The organism is Erythrobacter sp., from assembly GCF_038133525.1.
In the GTDB taxonomy this organism is placed as follows: Bacteria; Pseudomonadota; Alphaproteobacteria; order Sphingomonadales; family Sphingomonadaceae; genus Qipengyuania.
Genome location: NZ_JAYPTL010000035.1, coordinates 15,776 through 35,688, shown reverse-complemented (window position 1 = coordinate 35,688; position 19,913 = coordinate 15,776). Strand labels below are relative to the sequence as shown.

At 62.5% G+C, this 19,913-nt stretch carries 17 protein-coding genes and 1 riboswitch; of the genes, 11 read left to right on the top strand and 6 right to left on the bottom strand.

Annotated elements, in window-relative coordinates:
* Positions 1-182: hypothetical protein (locus tag AAFM29_RS10660; protein ID WP_341712785.1), on the bottom strand; the 182-nt coding region annotated here is incomplete at its 3' end.
* 249 nt (positions 183-431) lie between these two features.
* On the opposite strand from AAFM29_RS10660, the gene AAFM29_RS10655 reads away from it, so the two are divergent.
* Together AAFM29_RS10655 and AAFM29_RS10650 are read left to right on the top strand one after the other, a co-directional pair.
* On the top strand, positions 432-743 hold the full coding sequence (locus AAFM29_RS10655) for a hypothetical protein (protein WP_341712784.1): 312 nt from the start codon (positions 432-434) through the stop codon (positions 741-743).
* A 237-nt stretch (positions 744-980) separates the two neighbouring features.
* The gene (locus tag AAFM29_RS10650; protein ID WP_341712783.1) at positions 981-1,589 is read left to right on the top strand and encodes a hypothetical protein; all 609 of its coding nucleotides are present in this window, start codon (positions 981-983) and stop codon (positions 1,587-1,589) included.
* 11 nt (positions 1,590-1,600) lie between these two features.
* Here the strand turns inward: AAFM29_RS10650 and AAFM29_RS10645 are convergent, their stop codons facing one another.
* Positions 1,601-3,655: a TIR domain-containing protein gene (locus tag AAFM29_RS10645; RefSeq protein ID WP_341712782.1), complete on the bottom strand. Its 2,055-nt coding sequence runs from the start codon at positions 3,653-3,655 to the stop codon at positions 1,601-1,603.
* A gap of 225 nt (positions 3,656-3,880) precedes the next feature.
* Between AAFM29_RS10645 and AAFM29_RS10640 the strand changes: the two genes are divergently transcribed.
* From AAFM29_RS10640 to AAFM29_RS10615, 6 genes are all read left to right on the top strand, one after another.
* Entirely contained in the window at positions 3,881-5,413 is a 1,533-nt protein-coding gene (locus AAFM29_RS10640; RefSeq protein WP_341712781.1) for a PQQ-binding-like beta-propeller repeat protein, read from the top strand.
* Between the two features lie 139 nt (positions 5,414-5,552).
* On the top strand, positions 5,553-7,619 hold the full coding sequence (locus AAFM29_RS10635; protein WP_341712780.1) for a M13 family metallopeptidase: 2,067 nt from the start codon (positions 5,553-5,555) through the stop codon (positions 7,617-7,619).
* Positions 7,620-7,750: 131 nt separating this feature from the next.
* Positions 7,751-8,932: a GGDEF domain-containing protein gene (locus AAFM29_RS10630; RefSeq protein WP_341712779.1), complete on the top strand. Its 1,182-nt coding sequence runs from the start codon at positions 7,751-7,753 to the stop codon at positions 8,930-8,932.
* Between the two features lie 185 nt (positions 8,933-9,117).
* The gene (locus tag AAFM29_RS10625; protein ID WP_341712778.1) at positions 9,118-10,284 is read left to right on the top strand and encodes a GGDEF domain-containing protein; all 1,167 of its coding nucleotides are present in this window, start codon (positions 9,118-9,120) and stop codon (positions 10,282-10,284) included.
* Positions 10,285-10,293: 9 nt separating this feature from the next.
* Positions 10,294-10,839 (top strand): RNA 2',3'-cyclic phosphodiesterase, encoded by a 546-nt coding sequence (thpR, locus tag AAFM29_RS10620; RefSeq protein ID WP_341712777.1) that lies wholly within the window; start codon positions 10,294-10,296, stop codon positions 10,837-10,839.
* 143 nt (positions 10,840-10,982) lie between these two features.
* Complete coding sequence (locus tag AAFM29_RS10615) at positions 10,983-13,160, top strand: M3 family metallopeptidase (protein WP_341712776.1); 2,178 nt, start codon at positions 10,983-10,985, stop codon at positions 13,158-13,160.
* Here the strand turns inward: AAFM29_RS10615 and AAFM29_RS10610 are convergent, their stop codons facing one another.
* Genes AAFM29_RS10610 through AAFM29_RS10595 form a run of 4 tightly spaced genes read right to left on the bottom strand, consistent with a single transcriptional unit; the run spans position 13,161 to position 17,495 of the window.
* On the bottom strand, positions 13,161-13,889 hold the full coding sequence (locus tag AAFM29_RS10610) for an ABC transporter ATP-binding protein (RefSeq protein ID WP_341712775.1): 729 nt from the start codon (positions 13,887-13,889) through the stop codon (positions 13,161-13,163). It lies immediately after the preceding gene.
* Entirely contained in the window at positions 13,886-14,839 is a 954-nt protein-coding gene (locus tag AAFM29_RS10605) for an iron ABC transporter permease (protein ID WP_341712774.1), read from the bottom strand. The genes AAFM29_RS10610 and AAFM29_RS10605 overlap by 4 nt, the downstream gene beginning before the upstream one ends.
* Entirely contained in the window at positions 14,836-15,648 is an 813-nt protein-coding gene (locus AAFM29_RS10600) for an ABC transporter substrate-binding protein (protein WP_341712773.1), read from the bottom strand. Before AAFM29_RS10600 ends, AAFM29_RS10605 begins: the two co-directional genes overlap by 4 nt.
* Positions 15,645-17,495 carry a TonB-dependent receptor domain-containing protein gene (locus tag AAFM29_RS10595; protein WP_341712772.1) on the bottom strand — a complete coding sequence of 617 codons (1,851 nt, stop codon included), beginning with the start codon at positions 17,493-17,495 and terminating at the stop codon, positions 15,645-15,647. The genes AAFM29_RS10600 and AAFM29_RS10595 overlap by 4 nt, the downstream gene beginning before the upstream one ends.
* A gap of 89 nt (positions 17,496-17,584) precedes the next feature.
* A riboswitch (cobalamin riboswitch) is annotated at positions 17,585-17,775 on the bottom strand.
* A 254-nt stretch (positions 17,776-18,029) separates the two neighbouring features.
* Here AAFM29_RS10595 and AAFM29_RS10590 point away from each other — a divergent pair.
* The 3 genes from AAFM29_RS10590 to AAFM29_RS10580 all read left to right on the top strand — a co-directional run.
* A complete protein-coding gene (locus AAFM29_RS10590) occupies positions 18,030-19,031 on the top strand; it encodes a cell wall hydrolase (RefSeq protein ID WP_341712771.1) in 1,002 nt (333 codons plus the stop codon).
* 123 nt (positions 19,032-19,154) lie between these two features.
* Positions 19,155-19,496, top strand: a complete 342-nt coding sequence (locus tag AAFM29_RS10585) for a hypothetical protein (RefSeq protein WP_341712770.1) — start codon at positions 19,155-19,157, stop codon at positions 19,494-19,496.
* Positions 19,497-19,584: 88 nt separating this feature from the next.
* On the top strand, positions 19,585-19,913 hold a 329-nt coding region (locus tag AAFM29_RS10580; RefSeq protein ID WP_371830736.1), incomplete at its 3' end, for a hypothetical protein.

Sequence of the window (19,913 nt, the reverse complement as noted above, 5' to 3'; positions counted from 1 at the left end):
GCGCTCAGGCTCTCGACATAACGCCGCTGTCCTTCGGCATAGATGGTATCGAAGGCGAGCGACGACTTGCCCGAGCCACTGAGGCCGGTGATCACGATCAGCGCATCGCGCGGCAGGTCGATATCGATACCCTTGAGGTTATGCTCGCGGGCGCCGCGTACTGAAATCTGGGTGAGTGCCATGAGGCGCGTTGTTCCGGTAATGTTCGCATTCGTCAAGGGGCCTGGATGCGGCATCCCCGTCGCTGCTGCGATGTGGGGTGCACCGGGCGGATTGCAACGCGCCAATTGTCCCCGTGAAGTCGACAGGGCCAGCATGGCGAGACCGCGCCGCGTCCACCTTCGTCACCGCACCGTTTACCGCATTCGTCTGGCGTTTCTTAGCGTTACCGGCACCAGGCTGCGCAAATGCATGGGAAGGGTCGCAGCATCATGAGAATACACCTGTTCACCGGCGCAATCGCGCTTGCCGCCGCCTGCCTGCCGGGCGCCGCCCTGGCGGACGATCCCAAGGATCCGAAGATGCGCTCGGCCGAGGCGCGGGCGCGCGATGCCGCAGAAATCCGCAGGCTCAATCGAGAGCAGTTGCGCCATGTACAACGCCGCGATGCGCAATTGGCGAAAGGCTGGCAGGACTATCGCGACTATCCCGCGGCGCAGGCCGATTACGAACACAAGATGGCCGAATGGCGTCGCGCTGTTGAATTGTGTGAGAGCGGCCGCCACGAATACTGCGCACGCTGACGGTTAATTTACAATTTACTTTATTTGATTCGGGGCGCAGACTGTGCCGATGGCCTGCTTGTGCCATGCAGGCCATCGGGGGAACGGCACCGCATGGCTAAGGCCGCTTAGGCGGCAGCCGCACACAATCGCCATCCAGACCCTCCGGACTTCGGGTTTCGCAACCGTTAGGCGCGCGATGCCGGGTGTTCCCTGCCCCAACGCGCGCCAGTGCAGGCAGGGGACGGGAGACCGAAGATGGAACAGCAAACCTTAAGCCAAACGACGGGCCCACAGGATACGAAGAAAGACCGCACTATTGCGGTGACCTGTACACCCACGCTGATCTGGAATTCCGATGGCAGCATCGGCGCCAGCGCGACCTTCACCCAGACCGGCCAGACTCCCGATCACTCGAACATGAAGAACCGCGTCGCGAGCGACGGCGACCTCAAGCTGTCGGGGCTCAAGGCGAAGGACGGTTACAACGACAACGTCGACATCACGTTCACCCTCGATACCAGCCAGATGGTTGATAAAAACGGCAATTCGGTCGCCGGGCGCTGGGCGACTGCGACCGAATACAGCGGCACCGGACCGGTGACCGGCTATCTTTGGTTTTGCCAGGTCCAGAACGTGTCAAAGCGCGAATACAATACCACGCCGATTACCATAACCGGCATGTCGGCCGTTCGCGGAGGCGACACACAGGTCACCATCGACGACGACACTGACGATACCGCGCCCGATTATGCCTACTGTCTCGGCCTCGTCCTTCCCGACAACGGCGATTATTACATTACGCTCGACCCCATGCTGGGCAGCAAGGGGACCTCGGGCGTGAATGAATTCATGCTCAGGAAGTAAGCCGAGCCGGATCAGCGTTCTGCAAGATAGGCGGGGTGTCGATAGCCCCGCCTGTCAAGTTCGGCCGCAATGCTTTCCGCTTGCCGCGATTGCCCAAGGCGTTTGAAGAGCAAGAACCTTTCGAGCGACATGCTTTCCCGCGGAAGTGAATCGAGAGCTTTGTTCCAACTACTTTGCGCATCTTCGGAGCGCCCTGATCTTTGCTGAAGATCGCCGTGCATGCGATACGCCGTCGCTGCGCGGATCGGCCCCAGCGCCCCTGACGAAGTCTTCACTAGTGCGAGCATCTGCCCCGAAAGTTCTTGGGCGCCCGCAAGATTGCCGCGTGCCAAGGCCAGCTTCATTCCGACCTCGGCCTGCGTAAACCGCAGTTCGCCCGACCAGAACTCGTTCTCGGGGTCGACTGCAATCATCCGAGAAAGCAGCGCACTGGCCCGTTTCAGCATCGCGTCGCTTTCGCCGTACCGACCGGCGTAGATGAGCTGTTCAGCCTGAGCCTGCAGCCCCCGAACCGCAGTCTCCTGCCATTCGGTATTCTCAGCTTCGAGCGCGCGCAGGTCATTGTTCAGTGCGAGCGAGTGCTCGTACGACACGATAGCTCCCGTCAGATTGCCAAGGCTGAGTTGTTGGTCGCCAAAGAATTGATACGCGACCGCGAGCCGGTTCTTGGCCTGCGCATTCGAAGGTTCGCGCTTCAGGATCTCTTCGTAAATCCCGACCTCGCGCTCATGCAATTTGAGCGCCTCCTTTTCCTTGCCAAGTTGGCCCGTCACTATCCCCAACCAGTTCATGATCTGGCCGATTTCTACCTGCCTGCCGGGATCGTACCCCTCGCTCGCGGCAACTGCCTCGATCCTTTCAAGCGCCCGTGCAAATGCCGGTTCCGCCTCGGCATAGCGGCGCTGTTCATTGTACATCACGCCAAGATTCGTTTCGGCGTAACTGGCTTCCAGTTGCCAGGCCGGCTTGTCGGGATCGAGTTCATTGAGTCGGTCCGCCAGGCGCTTGTATTCGCGGAACCGCGCTTCGGCGTCCTTGGCTTCACCGCGTCCATACGCGATCGCTCCGACCCAGAACACGCTTTGCGCATGGTCGAAAATACGCTGTTCGTTTTCCGGATCGCGATCAAGTTGTTCCTTCGTCGTCGCGGCAGCTTGCGTGAACGCTTTCAACGCCTCCTCGCTATCCCCGCGCAGATTCGAAATCTCGCCCACCAGCAACAGCGCCCGCGCACGGCGCCCGAGCGCATCCGCGTCGAGGCTGGCAAGCTTCTGTCGCGCATAATAGTCGAGCGCGCGCGTGCCCACCACGTCGAGCGCATCGAGCCGCCCCACCGGTTCGAGCTTCTCACGCAGGTCGGTGAGCATGAATTCGATTAGTCCATCCGCCTCGGCCCTCTGGCGCTCGGCTTCGTTGCGAGCTTGCACCGCGACCAGCGTCAAACCGCTCATCACCAGCGCCAGCGCCAGCGATGCTCCCGCGATAATGCGGGTGCGCACAAGGCGGCGGCGCTCTTCGCGGTTGACGAGCTCGTCGAGTCCGACACCCAGCATCGCGGCGGCAAGCTTGAGCTTGGCCATGCGCTTGCCGTCACCCGCATCACGCGCATCGGCCGCCAGTGGCATGTCGGCGAAGCGGTCCGTGACGGCGAGGCTACCGTCGACCTCATGCGTCAGCGCCTTGGGGAAGCACTCGCCCTCCCCTCCACCAGGCTCGCCATCGACGATCAGGGCCAGGACTTTGTTCGGATCGCGGTGCGTCTTGAACCAGGCGATCTCGCGATTGACCCATTCCGACTTGGCTGAATTGGGCGAGCAGATGACAATCAAAAATTCCGAATTGGCCAGCGCGGTTTCGACTGCCGTGCCGATGCTCGCCCCGGCGGCCTCTTCTTCTCTGTCCTTGAACAAGGGGTGGAGTCGCGGCGGAACAGGTCCGCACGGTGTCTCCTTGCCAACCAGCGCGGGCGGCGTGCGATAGGTTTCGATCGCATGGTGGAGCCACTTGCCCCACTTCGCATCCGCCCAGCTGTAGCTGACGAACGCCTTGTAGCGAAATCCATCCATCGCCGATCCCTCCCCCCGAAGAGTTTGCGTCGCCAAAACACTAGCATAGGCACAGTACCAAGCGAAGCGACCTGACTTCGGCTTCGACTTGCCCCCGGAAATTCTCAGAATCCATGTTCGGCCATTTGCAGGCATGGTGCGACACGCTAGGTGCAGGCTGGATTAAGGCTTGGCGGCGCACTTCGGTGCCCGAATCGCCATAGCAGACAAAGAAGGACGATTTTCATGAGGGTGTCCCACGTTGCGGTCGCAGGTCTGGCTGCCACATTCCTTGCATCATGCGGTGGCGGCAGCTCGAACGGCGGTGGAAGCAGCAACAATCTGCCGACTTTGACAGTCACGCTTTCGGAGGCCGAACAGACGGTCACGGTTCCCGACGGCGGCTCTGCAACTTTCGGTTTCGGCGCCAGCTATACCGGCACTTCTAGCGAGCCGATTATCGCCGACGTCGTGCTCAACGCGGAGCGCTATCGACTTATCGGAACACCGACGGGATCGGGCACCAGCTTCACCATCAACCTCGAGACGATTCCCTTCTCGCCGGGCGGCCTCACCACCAGCTCGATTTTCTTCCGCCTGTGCGCTGACGCGGATTGCGAACGGATCTATCCGGGCTCAAGCGTCGCCTACACGCTCAATCTCGATATCCAGGTGGCTGACTGGGAAACCGCGCAGCGGCTGGCCGACCATCGCGGCTACGTCAATGTGAATTACAAGCGGGAAGATTTCGCCCGGAGATGGCAGTACACAGCCGCCGACGGTTCCAGCTTTGGTGCAGCAGCAGCCGCACGGGGTCGGACCTTCCTCACCGAGCACGCCGCCGACGGCAAGTACTACGCTGTCGCGATCAATACCTCCTCAGGAACACGTAACTGGCGGGTGGACATGGGCACTGACGTGCTGAGCGATCCCGCCTATCACGACGGCAAGGTCTATTACACAAGCACTGCAGCCAGCGGGACCAAGACCCCGATGGTCGTCGATGCGGTGGATGGCACGGTAACCACCCTGCCTGCCTATAATGCCCCGGCGGGCGAGATGAACCAGCCGGTTCCCTACATGGATGCCCTGTTCCTGATCGCCGGTGCCAACGGCATGGTCGCACATGCCTATGACCTGGTGAATGGAACGCTGGCCTGGCAGCGCGATTTCGGTGGCGCGATCATGCGTAGCGCCGCGGTGGCGGTCGATAGTTCGTCGGTCTATGCCTTCGCGGGTTCGACCATCCAGATCCTCTCGCGCACGACCGGCAACCCTACCGGCTCACTCGCCAACCCCGAATTCACGGGCGGCGCGCAGTATGCCGCGGCCCCGATGCTCGGCCCGGATTCACGGCTTTTCGCCTTTGCTCTCGGCAAGTCATATACCGAAGCTTCACCGATATCGGCCTGGTCGCTGAGCAGCGGAAACAAGCTGTGGACCAGCGCCGCAAGCTACTCGGCCTACCCGGTCTATGGTCAGACCCTGTTGTTCGCGATCAACCCGGCAGCACGTCGCGTCGATGCATTGCAACCCGATACCGGCGCGGTCGCCTATTCGATCGCAATCCCCGGCACTGGCGCACTGGAAGGCAGCGTGGTGAGCACCCGATCGCACCTGTTCGTTTCGACCGCGACCGACAGCTATGCCTTCAACCTCGGTACCGACGCGCATACCCAGGACTGGACGGCGGCAGTGGGTGGACGTCTGGCGATCACGCCCGACAACCAGCTGATCATTTCCTCGGGCACCAGGGTCACCTCCTACCGCCTCTGGTAAGCCAATCGGGGATCGGTCGGCGAAGGGGGCGAGAGTCGCCCTTCGCCGACCCCCAGGCGTAGTTTGCCGAAAAACCTGCCCTTGCGCGCTTAACTATGTATGACGCCCCGGTGCCAAAGCATAAATAGGGGTAGAATTGATGCGTCGTACTATTCGTTCGAGCCGTGTCGCCGTTTCGGCGCTAGCGCTTTCTCTCACCTTCCTCGCCACTCCGGGCTTCGCCGAAGAACAGGGTGACGGCGCCACCAACGACGAACACACCATTGTCGTGACCGGCCAGGCCAAGATTGGCGAATACGGTCTCGATCTGACCGCCCGCGACGCGTCGGCCGATCCAGGCGACGATTTCGAACGGTATGCTTCGGGCGCATGGATCGATCGTACGGAGATCCCGGGTGATCGCCCCTCCGTCGGATCCTTCAACAATCTGCGCGAAGACGTCACCGAACAGGTCAATGGCCTGATCACCGCCGCGCCGGTCACGACCCAGCACGGCGCGCTCTACAAGACCTTCATGGACGAAAAGGCCATAGAGAAGGCCGGTCTCACGCCGCTCAAGCGCGACCTAGCCAAGGTCGATGCGATCCAGGACAAGGTCGAATTCGCCCGCTTCATGGGCTCAACCTATGACAAGTTCGGCGGGTCGCTCTTCGGTGCCGGCCCCTATGCCGACCCCGACGATCCGACCGTGAACTCGCTGTGGATGGCATCGGGCGGTCTCGGTCTGCCAGAAAAGGACTATTACTTCAGCGACAAGTTCGCTGCCCAGCGTGGGGCTTATCTCGCCTATCTCGAACGGACGTTCCGTGCGATCGGCGTGGCCAATCCGCGCGAAGCCGCCAGCCGCGTATTCACCTTCGAAACCTATATTGCTGAGCTCAACTGGGACGTCGAGCAGAAGCGCGATATCGCCGCCATCAACAACCCGATGTCGAGCGAGGAACTGGCCGCTTATGCCCCGGGTATCGACTGGGGTGCCTTCTTCGAAGGCAACAACATACCTCCGCAAAAGCGCATTATCGTCACCGACAACACTGCGGTGAAAGCGATCGCAGGACTTTACGGCAGCACCGATCTCGAAACGCTGAAGCTGTGGCAGAAGGCCCAGATTTCCCATCAGGCGTCCCCCTATCTCACCAAGAAGATGGTCGACAGTCGGTTCGAATTCACCAGCAAGCTGTCGGGCGTCAGCGAACAGCGTCCCCGTTGGAAGCGCGCAGTGGACCTGATCAACGGCCAGCTTGGTGAGCTGGTCGGCGAAGCCTACGTCGGCGAATATTTCCCGCGCATCGCCAAGACCCGGATGGATGAGCTGGTCGGAAACCTCAAGCTGGCCATGGCCGACCGCATTCGCGGCAATGACTGGATGAGCGAAGCCACCAAGACCGCCGCCATCGAAAAGCTCGAGAAGATGGAAGTCATGGTCGGCTATCCGAAGGAGTTCCGCGACTATTCGCAGCTCCCGGTTAGCGAAACCAGCCTTTACGACAACATGGTCGCCGCGACCAAGTTCAACGCCGATTACGCGATGAGCGATCTCGGCGAACCGGTTGATCGCAGCAAGTGGGGCATGAACCCGCAGACCGTGAACGCCTATAACGGCGGCCTGGAAAATAAGATGGTCTTCCCGGCCGGTATCCTCCAACCGCCCTTCTTCGATCCCTGGGCCGATCCGGCAGTGAATTATGGCGCGATCGGCGTGGTCATCGGCCACGAAATCAGCCACGGCTTCGACGATCAGGGCCGCAAGATCGACGCCAGCGGCGCGATCAAGGACTGGTGGACCGCTGAAGACAACGAGCGTTTCAAGGCCGAGTCCAAGAAGTTCGGTGACCAGTACGCAAAGTTCGAAGTCGTCCCCGGCGCCTTCATCAACCCGGATCTGACCATGGGCGAAAATATCGCCGACCTCGCCGGTGTGCTGGTGGCGTTCGATGCTTACCACAAATCGCTGAACGGGCAGGAAGCCCCGGTGATCGACGGACTGACCGGCGACCAGCGCTTCTTCCTGGCCTATGCACAGGTATGGCGGGCAAAGGCACGCGAAGACGCATTGCGCAATCAGGTCGCCACCGATCCCCACAGTCCGACGCGCTATCGCACGATCGCCCCGCTGCGCAATGTCGACGCCTGGTACGAAGCCTTTGGCATTACAGCTGACGATGACATGTATATCGCGCCTGAGGATAGGGCTCGCATTTGGTAATACTGTAGTTTCACAAGTAGCGGGCGAGGCCACGTGCCTTCGCCCGCTACTTGTGGCTCACAAATTTTGTTAACGATTTCAATCTAGTGTGAAATAATATCCTTCAGTCCAGGGGATTTATTTCACCGCTCGTGGAAAGTTGCACACGCCATCCAGCCGAATCCTGTTGCGAACGCGGCTTCGCAGACGAGGTTGATGCGCATGAGGTGCGTCGCGAGGCGATCCTCTCGATGCTCGAGCGGGAAAGGCATGCACTGAGCGCAAGCCTGCTGGGCCTGGCAGTATTGTCCGTCGGGGTCGTTGCCATTCCGATGCGCGGTATCCTGGGCTGGTTTCTCGCCGCTCGCATGGCATCTTTCCTGTTTACCCGCTGGTCTGCGACCCGGCTCGAAGCAAAGCTGGAATCGCGCCAACCGCTCAAACGCGCCGAACTGCTGCTGTTCATCTCCATGACTGTGGCTGGGGCGACGCTCGCACTACTGCTGTGGCCCGCGCCACTCGGCGCTCCACTGGCCGCGGTGGCCACTATCCGCGTGATTGTATTGTTGGTTGTCACGCTGATCGCGGTGACCCTCGCTGCCTTCCCCGGCCCACGTGATGGCTTGCTTGCCAGCTTCTGGATTGTCGCCTCCGGCGTCGTCCTCGCCCATCCGGTCGACTATGATCCGGTTTTCGTATTGGTCTGGGCCGTCTTTGCCGGGGGCGTGCGCGTCTACGCCGCCAATACCGGGATCCATATCGTCTGTGCTGCACGAACCCTGGTTGAAAACCGCAAACTCGCAGAAGAGCTGGCCGAAGCGCTCGCCCATGCAGAGTTCCTCAGCTGGCGCGATCCGCTGACCGGCCTGCTCAATCGCCGCAGGTTGTTCGAGGAACGCCAGGCCCGCGCCGACGACGCACCGCGCCATTTACTGACAGTCGATCTCGACCGCTTCAAACTGATAAATGATCGCTTTGGCCATGCCGTGGGCGACCACGTTCTCATCGCTACCGCGGACGCCATTCGCGATGTGCTGGCGCAGCGCAGCAAGATCGGCAACCATCAAGCCTACCGCCTCGGGGGCGAAGAGTTCCTGATCATGATCGAAGGAGCCGATTCAAAGGCCGCCCAAGATGTGGCGGAAGAATTGCGGACTGCGATTGCCGGTGTTGGTCCTTGCCTCGAAAACGGGCAATTGCTGCCGGTAACGGCCTCGATCGGACTCGCCGAATGGCGTGCGGATGAGGGGCTGGACGACGCGCTGCTGCGTTCGGATATCGCATGCTACGAAGCCAAGGGACGGGGCCGCAACCGCGTCCATCACGCCGCCTGATTTCCCCCGGCAGACTTCGGCTTGGAAGCGGCGCTGCGCAAATTAACCCAATCGGGCAGCGACGCACGCCCGCGTAATCGAGCGCGGTAAACCTCTGATACATCCTGTGACACTAAAGCACCGAACTTGCCTAGGTACTTGGTTACCTTCTAGGGTAAAGTCAAAGGAGATGGGGGTCGGGGCGCATGAACGCGCAGGATTGGTTTGCTTTCCCGGAAAGGGATGAAGACTGGCAGCGCGAAGCGTGGCGCGAAACCGTGCGCGCAGTGGTCATCACCGAACAACGTGCCTTTATTGCCAACGTCCTGTCCTGGTTCGGCATGGTTGCTGCAGCATATTTCATGCCCAATCCCACGGTGTTTGTGCTGCCGCTCGTCATGCGGTTGTTAGCACTTTCTGCAACCCGCCTGTCGTGGAACAACATTCGCCGTCGGCTCGACTTGGGGCAACCGCTCGAGCCCGCCATGAAGCTGCTGGCGGTTATGCTGTTCTTCGGCGGCATGAGCTGGGCATTCCTGGTACTTCCGCTGTTCATCAATCCGTTCGTCCACCCATCACGGCTGGTCATTGGTGGGGGAACGCTGATCGCCGTCGCGATCATCACCAGCATGATCTCGCCGTTGAAGACCGCAATCATCGCCTATGTCGGCGGTTTCACCGTCACGATGGCGGTAGGCCTGCTGTTCGTGCCGGTCGGCATGATCCTGCCAATTGCCGCCGGCATGACCATGCTGTTCACCGCCATCCTCATCTTCGCTTTCGCAAATGCTCGCCAACGCCAGTTCGCTGCCGACATGCTGGTCGAGAATCGCCGCTTGAGTGAAAGACTGACCGAGGCCCTGGCGCATTCCGAATTCATGGCGGCGCACGATCCCCTTACCGGCCTGTTCAATCGCCGCGCATTGTTCGAACGCGGCTTGGTCGACCGGGCCACTAACGATCGCACGCACATGCTGATCGTCGACCTCGATCATTTCAAGCTGCTCAACGACAAGCACGGGCATGACATGGGTGACCGCGCGCTCATCGCTGCGGCGGCATTCATGCGGGATGCGTTGCGCGCCTATTCCGCGGGCGAACACTGCGCGATCCGACTGGGGGGCGAAGAGTTTGCGGTCTTCCTCGACGAAGCGGATGGCAAGCGTGCGCTAAAGTTCGCCGAAGACCTGCGGGACGGGCTTGCCCGGCTCCATGAAGAGTTGGGGCTGCCGCCAGGCACTATCAGCGCCTCTATCGGCATGGCCCAGCACATGCGGGGGGAGCCCGTGGCGACCACGCTCAGCCGCGCGGATGCGGCGATGTATGACGCCAAGTCACACGGGCGCAATCGCGTCCGCCACGAAGACCTCTAACACATCCGGATGAACCGCCGTCTGTTCATCGGGTTGCGCCCTCCCGCGGCGATCCGCGCGAAGTTGCTGGGTGAAATGCACGGTGTGGACCATGCACGTTGGCAGGATGATGGACAGTTGCACCTGACCCTGCGCTACGTCGGAGAAGCCGATCATCGCTTGGCAGAGGATCTTGGTCTCGAGCTGGGCAGGATCGCGATGCCGCGCTTCACCCTCAGGTTGGAGGGAACGGGGGTCTTCGAGAAGAAGGACCTGGTGCATACGCTCTGGGCTGGCCTCGCCGACAACCCCGAGCTTGATCGCCTGCAGGGGAAGGTCGAGCGCGCCTGCCAGGCGGCAGGATTCAAGCAGGAATCGCGTCAGTTCATCCCGCACGTGACGCTTGCCCGTATGAACGCACGCAGCGGATCGCCGATTGTCTTCCTACAGCGTGCCGCCGGCTTGCGGCTGCCCGACTGGGATGTCGAGGAATTCACCCTCTTCGAAAGCCACCTGCGGCCCGAGGGCTCCCTGTATGAACCCATCATGCGCTTTGGATTGGAGGCAGCAAGCTAAGCTCTTGAAGCTGGCCTTCGACGAACTGCCGACTCCTCCCGACCGAAAACGTCACCGGGCTTGCGCAGACGCCTGCGATACTATCCATACCACGCCATTTCACGGTGGGGGTTCAATGCCCCCGGATAACGGATGGAGTGATCATGAAGGCCCATATCCTGGCCACCGTCGCATGCCTGGCACTCGCGCCCTTTGCCGCAGCTCCGGCGATGGCCCAATCGACCGATCGGGCAGCGCTTGAGTGGGACGCGCTGTATTTCGCCAACGACAGCACCCTGCCCTTCCACGCGCCCGATTTCACCAAGATCACCCCCGAGGTGATGGAGGTGGCTTTCGAGAAGGCGATGGCGATCCACGATGGGGAAATCGCGGCCATCAAGAACAATCCCGAAGCGCCGAGCTTCGAAAACACCATCGTCGCCTACGAGACTTCGGGCCGCATGCTCAATCGGGTGGCGGCTGTATTCTTCGCGCTGACCGGTGCGAACACCAATGACGCGCTCGACGATATTCAGACCCGGATCAGTCCCAAGCTGACCGCGCATGGCGACGCGATCACGCTCGATCCGGTGCTCTTCGCCCGCGTGAAGGCGGTCTATGACAATCGCGCCGCGATGAGCATGACCCTCGAGGACGCCGCGCTGCTCGAGGACACCTATGAGGGCATGGTCCATGCCGGCGCGCTGCTGACCGCCGCCCAGCGCGAGCAGGTCAAGCAGCTCAACACCGCGCTTTCGAAGACCACCACTGAGTTCGCCCAGGCCGCGCGCTCGGCGATGTCCGATCAGCCGCTGATCGTCGACACGCGTGAAGAGCTCGCTGGCCTCTCGGACGCCGATATCAAGGCCGCCGCCGATCTCGCCGCGAGCAAGGGCCACCCTGGCAAGTTCGCGATCGCGCTGCAGAACACCACCCAACAGCCGCTGCTGCCCAGCCTGACCAACCGCGCTACGCGCGAGAAGCTGTTCCAGCTGTCCTTCCACCGCGCCGATGGCCAGCGCGCCGTGGACACGCGCATGCTCGCAGCCAAGATTGCCACGCTACGCGCGGAGAAAGCTGCGCTGTTCGGCGCGCCCGACTGGGCAACCTATGCGATGTGGGATCGCATGGCCGAAAAGCCCAAGACAGCACTCGACTTCATGCAGCAAATGGTCCCCGCCCTCGCCGCCACGCAGCGGCGCGAATCGGCCATGCTCAACGAAGCGATCAAGGCCGATGGCGGCGATTACGAGGTCAAGCCGTGGGACTGGTATCGTTATGCCAACCGCATCAAGGCCGAACGCTACGATCTCGACCAGGACAAGGTCATGGAATACTTCCAGATCGACCGCGTGCTGGAAGACGGCGTGTTCTACGCCGCGAACAAGCTCTACGGCCTGAGCTTCAAGAAGCGCACCGACCTGCCCGTCTACCACCCTGACGTGAGCACCTACACCGTCTATGACCGCGACGGTTCGGAACTAGGCCTGTTCTATTTCGACCCCTACCAGCGTCCGTCAAAGCGCGGCGGTGCGTGGATGTCGAACTTCGTTGAGCAGAGCCACCTGTGGAACACCAAGCCGGTGATCTACAACGTGCTCAACATCTCCAAGGCAGCCGAAGGCGAGGTACAGCTGGTCAGCTTCGACAATGTCGAGACCATGTTCCACGAATTTGGCCACGCGTTGCACGGCTTCTTCGCCGACCAGCGATACGAGAGCCTTTCGGGCACCGCTGTGGCACGCGACTTCGTCGAATATCCCAGCCAGGTGAACGAAATCTGGGCAACCTGGCCCGAAGTGCTCGCCAACTATGCCAAGCACTACAAGACCGGCGAGCAGATCCCGGCCGAAATGATCGAGAAGATCGAGGCCGCGGGCAAGTTCAACCAGGGTTACGATTTCGGCGAGACCGTTACCGCCGCCCTGCTCGACATGAAGTGGGCCGCACTTTCGAAGGACGAGGCTGCGGCAATCGACACACCCGAAAAGGTTGATGCCTTCGAACGCAAGGCTTTGGGCGAACTGGGGCTGGAGATCGATCTCGTCCCGCCGCGCTACCGCACCACCTACTTCAACCACATCTTCTCGGGTCCGGCCGGCTATTCGGCAGGCTATTACAGCTATCTGTGGACCCAGATGCTCGACCAGGACAGCCGCAAGTGGTTCCGCGACAATGGCGGGCTAACGCGCGCCAATGGCGATCATTATCGCGCCACCGTGCTGAGCCGCGGCGGGACGATGGATTACTTCGAAATGTTCCGCAATTTCGCGGGGCGTAATCCCGACGTCACCCCGATGCTCGAGGCTCGCGGGCTGACCGGCGGCGAGGCCGCCGAGTGATCAACTAGCAATCAACGCCCGGTGGTGTGGTTCGCCAACCCACCGGGTCGCGACCTTCCAGACGCGCTCGATCACCTGCGGGTCGAGCGCGTTTTCGCACGCCCCGTCGGCAGCAATGCGTCCGCGGTCAAGCACGACCACGCGATCGGCATGGTTCATCGCGTGGGCCAGGTCATGCAGGACGAGGACCACCCCCGCCCCGGCATCGGCTGCCACTCGCAAGTGGCGCAGCAGCGCGAGCTGGTGCGCAAGGTCGAGCGCTGCGAGCGGCTCGTCGGCCAGAATCCAGCGCGGTTCCCCGGCGAAGACGCGGGCCAACAGCACTCGCGCAGTTTCGCCGCCAGACAGCGATTGCGCACGGCGATCCGCCAGGCGCGCGATATCGAGGGCTGCCAGCGCGGTATCGACCGGCTCCGCGCGATTATCGCCATGTGGCATCCGCCCCAGTGCAACGATGCTGCGCACCGGCACATCCCACGCGATTTCATGGGCCTGAGGCAGGTAGCCCATCGCTTTCGCGCGTTCGCGCGGCGACATTCCGGTCAAATCGGCATCACCAAGCATGATCTGCCCTCCGTCGGGCTCCAGCAAACCCGCCAGGGCTTCGAGCAGCGTCGACTTGCCTGCGCCATTCGGTCCGCAGATGGCGGTGATGGTGCCGGGCTCGAGCTCGAGTGAGACCTCGCGGAGCCGCGTCGAGACGGTCAGGTCGTGCGCCGACAGGATCATGCAAGCCCCCTGCGCATCCGCAACAAGAGCCACAGGAAGAAGGGCGCGCCCAGCAAGCTGAGCGCAATGCCCAGCCGCAGCTCGGTGACAAGTGGCAGCACGCGCACCACACTGTCGGCGACGAGCACCAGCAAAGCCCCGGCCAGCGCGCTGGGAACGATCAGTTGCGAGGGGCGCCGATCTGTCAGCGGGCGCACCAGATGCGGGACGATCAAGCCGACGAAACCGATGATCCCCGCCACCGCGACGCTGGCCCCAACCGTCAGGCCAATGCCCGCGATCAACAGCCACAAAAGCCGATGCGGATCGACACCCAGCGACCGGGCCACCGGCTCTCCCAAAGTCAGCGCGTCGAGCGCCCCACCGCTGCGCCACAATAGCGTCACGCCCAACGCCACTAACGGTGCGGCGAGCCACACTTCCCGCCAACTGCGGTCGGTCAGCGCGCCGTTTAGCCATGTCACGATCTCGCTCATGGCAAAGGCGTTGGGGGCCATGCTGATCGCCAGCGCGGTGAGCGCCCCGGCAAGGCTCGCGACCATCAGCCCCGCAAGCGTGAACAGCGCAATGCCACCAGTGCGACCCGCGATCGCGGCCAGCAATGCCATCGCCCCGCCCGCGCCGACCAGCGCGAACAGCGGGAGGAGGTAAGGCGAGGCGGCATAGCCGAACCACAGCGCGACTACCGCCCCCAGCGCCGCACCCGGGGCGATGCCAAACAGGCCGGGATCGGCCAGCGGATTTCGCAGATAGCCCTGCATCGCCGCCCCGCTCGCCCCCAACCCCGACCCAACCACGATCGCCAATAGGGCGCGTGGCAGGCGAAGCTCGGCGACAATCAGCGTAGCATTGGGTGTGGTTGCCGGATCGAGCCAGACCCGGCCCGCCAGCAGAGAAAGCGGGATCGCCAGCGCCAACAAAAGCGCAAAGATCAGTGTGGCGCGGTTCACGAGGCCAACCGCCGGATTTCCGCCAGCCGCTGTGCTGCGCGAAGGATCGTCGGCCCGCCACAATAGATCAGGCGCGTGTCGAAAGCTGCACGATGCATGTCAGTCATTTGATCGAGCACGGGATGGCGCTGCCCCACCTCGCTCCCGGCCACCAACAGGAGTTGGGGCGGGTCGGCCACCACTTGCTCGAGCGAAAGGTAGTCGGCCTGCGCCATGCCGCGTGCTTCACCGTAGCTGGAAAAACCGGTTCGACGGAGCAGATCGCTCACCAGAGAGGTCTCACCCGGGACGATTCCCCCCGGCTGCCACAGGGCCGCCTCTAACGCCGCACCTTGGGGGCGCGCAGCTGCAAGCACAGCCTCGATACGCTCGATCAGCACTTCACCTGCAGCCGGATTGCCCACCAGTTCAGCTAGCTCACGCACCTGCGCCTCGCTCTCCGCAACGGTACCAGCACTGCCGAAAGTCACGACCCTAAGGCCAAGACGCTCGATCCCCGCGCGCGTCGCCGGATCGAGGAAACTCGACGCCACGACGATATCGGGATCGAGCGCGAGGATCTCCTCCACTGTACCTCCGGTCGCAGCGAAACGCGCCGCTACCGCTGCCTCCATCGAACTCGCCTGCGGGTCTTTGCTGTAGTGCGAAATCGCCAGCAACTGCCCCGGCGCAGCAACCTCTGCCAGTATCGCGTCGGTGCAGGGATTGAGACTGACCACGGTCGGCTGCCGCGTATCGGGTGCCCGCGCCGGCCCCTGGCCCGCACATCCGGCGAGCACCAGGACCAGCGCGGGCAGCAGGCGGATCACATCCGTGCCCTTACTCCGGCGAAGACGCCGCGCCCGGGGGACGCATATCCGCTCGCGGTCTGGTAATCGTCGTCGAACAGGTTCTCGACCCGCCCGTAAAGTTCGATCCCGTCGGAAACCGGCAGCGAGGCGCGCAGGTCGAAGACCTCATAGCCACCCAGGCGGGTGAGATTGCCTGCATCGTCATAGCTTCTTCCGACGAGGCGCAGGTCCGCACCGAGCTTGAGCCCGAACGGTGCTTCATAGTCGGCAAAGAGTGTCGCGAAATGGCGCGGGCGACGGGCAAGGTCATTGCCCGTCGTGCGATCTTCCGCATCGACGAAGCTGTAGACCCCCGACAGGCGCAATCCTTCGGTGACGTCGAATCCGGCCTCGGCCTCGATCCCTTGCGCGCGGGCACGCGCAGTATTGTCATAGAAGCCGAATGGCCGGGCATCACTGAAAGCGAAGCTGATCAGATCTTCGCTGTCGCGGCGGAAGCCGGTCACCGCAAAATGCGTGCCGCGCCCACGCTGGCCGTGCTCCACACCGAAATCCACGCTGGTACTGGCTTCGGGCCGGAGCTCCGCATTGCCGAAGAAGGAATAAAGCTGGAACAGTGTGGGCGCCTTGAAGCCCTCGCCCACGCTCGCCCGAACCCGCCAGTCTCCGCCGACCCGGTAGGAAATGTCCCCACCGAAGCTGGCATGAGATCCGAAAAGCTCGTGATCATCGACCCGCCCGCCTGCGTGGACGGCAAGTCCACCGAGCACCCAGCCGAGCTGGACGTAGCCACCGGTGATGTCGACCGAAGCCTGGGTGTCGAAGGTCGTGACGTAATCGGACCACTCGTGCTCCCCACCAAACGCAACGGTCAGTCCGCCGATCGCGCGATATTCACCGCGCAGCTGGACGCGTTCGGAATGCCCGTCGCTGGCAAAGCTCACCGCACCATCATCGTCGAGATTATCGCGTTCGGTATCGGAGAGGCTGTAGGCCGCACGCAGCGTCCAGTCGTTGCCGTAATAGCTCAGCCCGACATCGCCCCAATGGCGGCGGGTTTCCTGCGTTTCGAAGGTGTCCGCCAGCGCGAAATCGGGCGCCGGGAAACCATCGATATCGAGATCTCCCTCGCTCCAGTTCGCATGGGCAAACAGCTCAAGCTGCGGAGTGAGGTCGACAAACGCCGATCCGCCCAGCGCGACCTGTTCGAAGCCGTCCAGCTCCGAGCCCGAAGCCGCGGCCGCATAGCCGTCGGTGCGGTACCACGAGCCGGTCAGGCCGACGAAATAACCGTCGCTCTTCAACCCGCCGGCTGCGCTGGCGAACAGGGTATCGCGCGAACCATATTCGACATTGCCGCTGATCCCCGCTTCGCTGCGGGTCGAGACATCGACCACGCCGCCAATCGCATCGGAGCCCCAGATCGTGCTGTTCGATCCGCGCAGGATGTCGAACTTGCCCGCCGTCCCCAGCAACAGATTGCCGAAGTCGAAGCCCCCGCCTGGCGCCGCCGGATCGGAGACCCGGACCCCGTCAACGAGCACCAGTAGCTGTTCAGACGACGCACCGCGCACGTTGACGCCGGTAAAGCTGCCGACGCCGCCATTGCGGGCGAGCGAGACGCCCGGAGTACGCCGCAGCACGCGCTCGACGTCCGCCCCCTGCACACTCATAATCTCGCCAAGATCGATGATCGTCACAGCCTGCCCGGTATTGCCGATATCGGTACCCAGGCCATTGGCGGTAACGGTGATGCTCGATGCCGGTTCATCGGCCGTGGACGCAAGCACCTCATCCTCCACTTCCTGCGCAAACACGGCGGTAGGAAGTAGCGAAGCAGTCAGAAAAAGCAGATATTTGAACACAAAACCTCCTGTCAAAAGCGAACGTCGCTCATGACGGGAGGGAGCGGAATTGCTCGCATCCACGTTTGCCATCGGTACACCCCGCCCGCGGCCGAACGACGCGCATAGGCAGGTCTCCTGGCTCCCGGATCATCGCTCTTGCACCGCCTTCCCGGGCATCGGCCCAGTGGCATGTGGGGCAATCGCTCCCCGGTCACAGTTGCGGGGGCAGCGAGGGCATCCAACCCTCTTCCCTCTTCGGGCCTGCGCGAACAGGCCAACCCATGACGCGCGGGCGCTCTAACCAAGGATCCGCCGCGGCACAAGCATGCGCTTCTTTAAGCTTTGAGCGGTATGAGCGAGGCTGAGCGACGTCCCGCGCCGGGACCGCGGGCACGACCGACTCCCGCATGAGCCTCGCTCAGGTTATGCCGCGACAGGACTGGAAGGGTGCAGTTGAACGAGGTTGAGGGAAGGACAGGACGGCAAGCCGCGAACCGGAACCGGGGTTCGCGGTCGCCGCACAATGTCCAACGTCGGCAAGGCCATCGGCAATTGCCTGGAAGGCTCGCTATCCTGGCGGCAGCTATCACGATCCCGACCGTCGCCGCCCAAGGGGAATGGGGCGCGCTGCGCGACCTCGTCGGCCTTGGTCACGAGCGCGTACCGCTTAACCGGATGCCCTTTGAAACGGCAGGCGAAAGCTTTCCTGGCTCGGCCTTCTACTATCTCGAAGATGCCCCTCGCCTGACCACCGATCTCGCCGCGCTGCGTGAAGACAGCGACACACTCGAAACTGTCCAGTTCTCCGACAGCCACAGCGCGGGCGCGGCTGCACAAGCATTCCGCGCAGCTGGAAGCGGGTTAGACAAGGCGCGGGCGCTGCAATGCCTGTCGATGGCGGTCTATTATGAAGCGGCAAGCGAGAGCTACTCTGGCCAGCAAGCCGTGGCGCAGGTCGTACTCAACCGCGTCGCGCACCCGGCCTATCCGGCCAGCGTCTGCGGCGTGGTATTCCAGGGCTCGGAGCGCAAGACCGGCTGCCAATTCACCTTCACTTGCGACGGCTCGCTGCAACGCACCCCATCCCGACAGGGTTGGGCGCGCGCCCAATCGGTGGCGCTGGGCGCACTGGCAGGCGAGGTCTATCGCCCGATCGGCCTGGCGACCCATTACCACACCAATTACGTGAATCCCTATTGGGCGGCGAGCCTGGAATACATCACCAGTATAGGCGCGCATCGCTTCTATCGCTGGAAAGGCGGCGCAGGTAGCGCGGGCGCCTTCAGCCAGGGCTACGCGGGATACGAACCGGCCGCTGCAACGGCAGCTGTCCGTCGCGATGGGGCGGACGCACCCAGCCCCGTCAGACTTGCAACACCACCGCCAAACTCCGCCCTGGGCGCCGGCGGGAGGCCTGATGCGCCGGTCGGCAGTTCCTCCTCGGCAATCGAGCCCGCCCAGCCGCGCAATGACATCCTGCCGCAATCAGGGCGGGTGAAGGACGAATATGCCAATAGCGGGCGATGGATCCGCGAACCCGGAAAGAGCAGCTGACGCCATCAGCGCCATCGGTGCTTTACCACTTTAAAACCATGCTGCGGAACCGAAGCTTAGTTGCGGGCGGCTATCAGGATAGCTGTGTCTTCGGGCGCAACCGGATCATCGAAGGAGTCGCTCTTGTCCGTCCATTTCGCCGCTGCCCGTTCCACTTCGCATTCACCGATCGCACGCGCTCTAGCGAAGAAAGCCTGTGCTCGCGCCGCGAATGACAATGGCGATGCCGCGCATATGGCGGAGGAGGCTTCATCCTTCGATCACATGATGCGGGCCGCACTGAAGCATTTTGCGGAGCATGGCATGGGCGCTGCAGAGGCCGCGCGGCGCCAGGCCGAGCAGGCGCATTTCACCGGCGATGTCGCTGGTTACGAATGGTGGCTGGGCGTGTGCCGTACGCTTGATCGCCGGCTGGCAGACAAGGTCGAGCGACGCCTCGCGACACGCGACATGCTGATTTACTGAACTTCGCCGACCAAGTTATTGCAAATGGGTGCTAACCCTCATGCAGCGTTAATAGAATACTGAGGGTTTTCCCTTAGTTCGCTGCGCAATGAAGAAGCACGAGATCTTCTTCGGGTTGCACCGCTCTTCGAAACTCGAGGGCGCTGGAGATCGCCTGACGGAAAGGGCACGCGCTGCCCTCGTCAAGTCGGTGTACGCCCGGCCCACAACCCTGATTCTCGGGGCGCTGAATGGCGTCCTCGCCAGCGCAGTGGTCGCTTTCCACACCACCGGCACGCTGTTCTACTCGCTGACCTTCCTGCTCAGCTCGATCGCAATCCTGCGCGTGGTGACTGCGCTTCACCTGCGCCAGCATATCCTCGACGCATCGCTCCGCGGGGTTGATATTGCCTATATCGTCGGGGCCTTGGGTTACAG

Bases quoted from the DNA above. Each gene is read 5' to 3' on its own strand.
- AAFM29_RS10655 (WP_341712784.1), top strand. From the start codon at position 432: ATGAGAATACACCTGTTCACCGGCGCAATCGCGCTTGCCGCCGCCTGC.
- AAFM29_RS10650 (WP_341712783.1), top strand. From the start codon at position 981: ATGGAACAGCAAACCTTAAGCCAAACGACGGGCCCACAGGATACGAAG.
- AAFM29_RS10645 (WP_341712782.1), bottom strand. From the start codon at position 3,655: ATGGATGGATTTCGCTACAAGGCGTTCGTCAGCTACAGCTGGGCGGAT.
- AAFM29_RS10640 (WP_341712781.1), top strand. From the start codon at position 3,881: ATGAGGGTGTCCCACGTTGCGGTCGCAGGTCTGGCTGCCACATTCCTT.
- AAFM29_RS10635 (WP_341712780.1), top strand. From the start codon at position 5,553: ATGCGTCGTACTATTCGTTCGAGCCGTGTCGCCGTTTCGGCGCTAGCG.
- AAFM29_RS10625 (WP_341712778.1), top strand. From the start codon at position 9,118: ATGAACGCGCAGGATTGGTTTGCTTTCCCGGAAAGGGATGAAGACTGG.
- thpR (WP_341712777.1), top strand. From the start codon at position 10,294: ATGAACCGCCGTCTGTTCATCGGGTTGCGCCCTCCCGCGGCGATCCGC.
- AAFM29_RS10615 (WP_341712776.1), top strand. From the start codon at position 10,983: ATGAAGGCCCATATCCTGGCCACCGTCGCATGCCTGGCACTCGCGCCC.
- AAFM29_RS10610 (WP_341712775.1), bottom strand. From the start codon at position 13,889: ATGATCCTGTCGGCGCACGACCTGACCGTCTCGACGCGGCTCCGCGAG.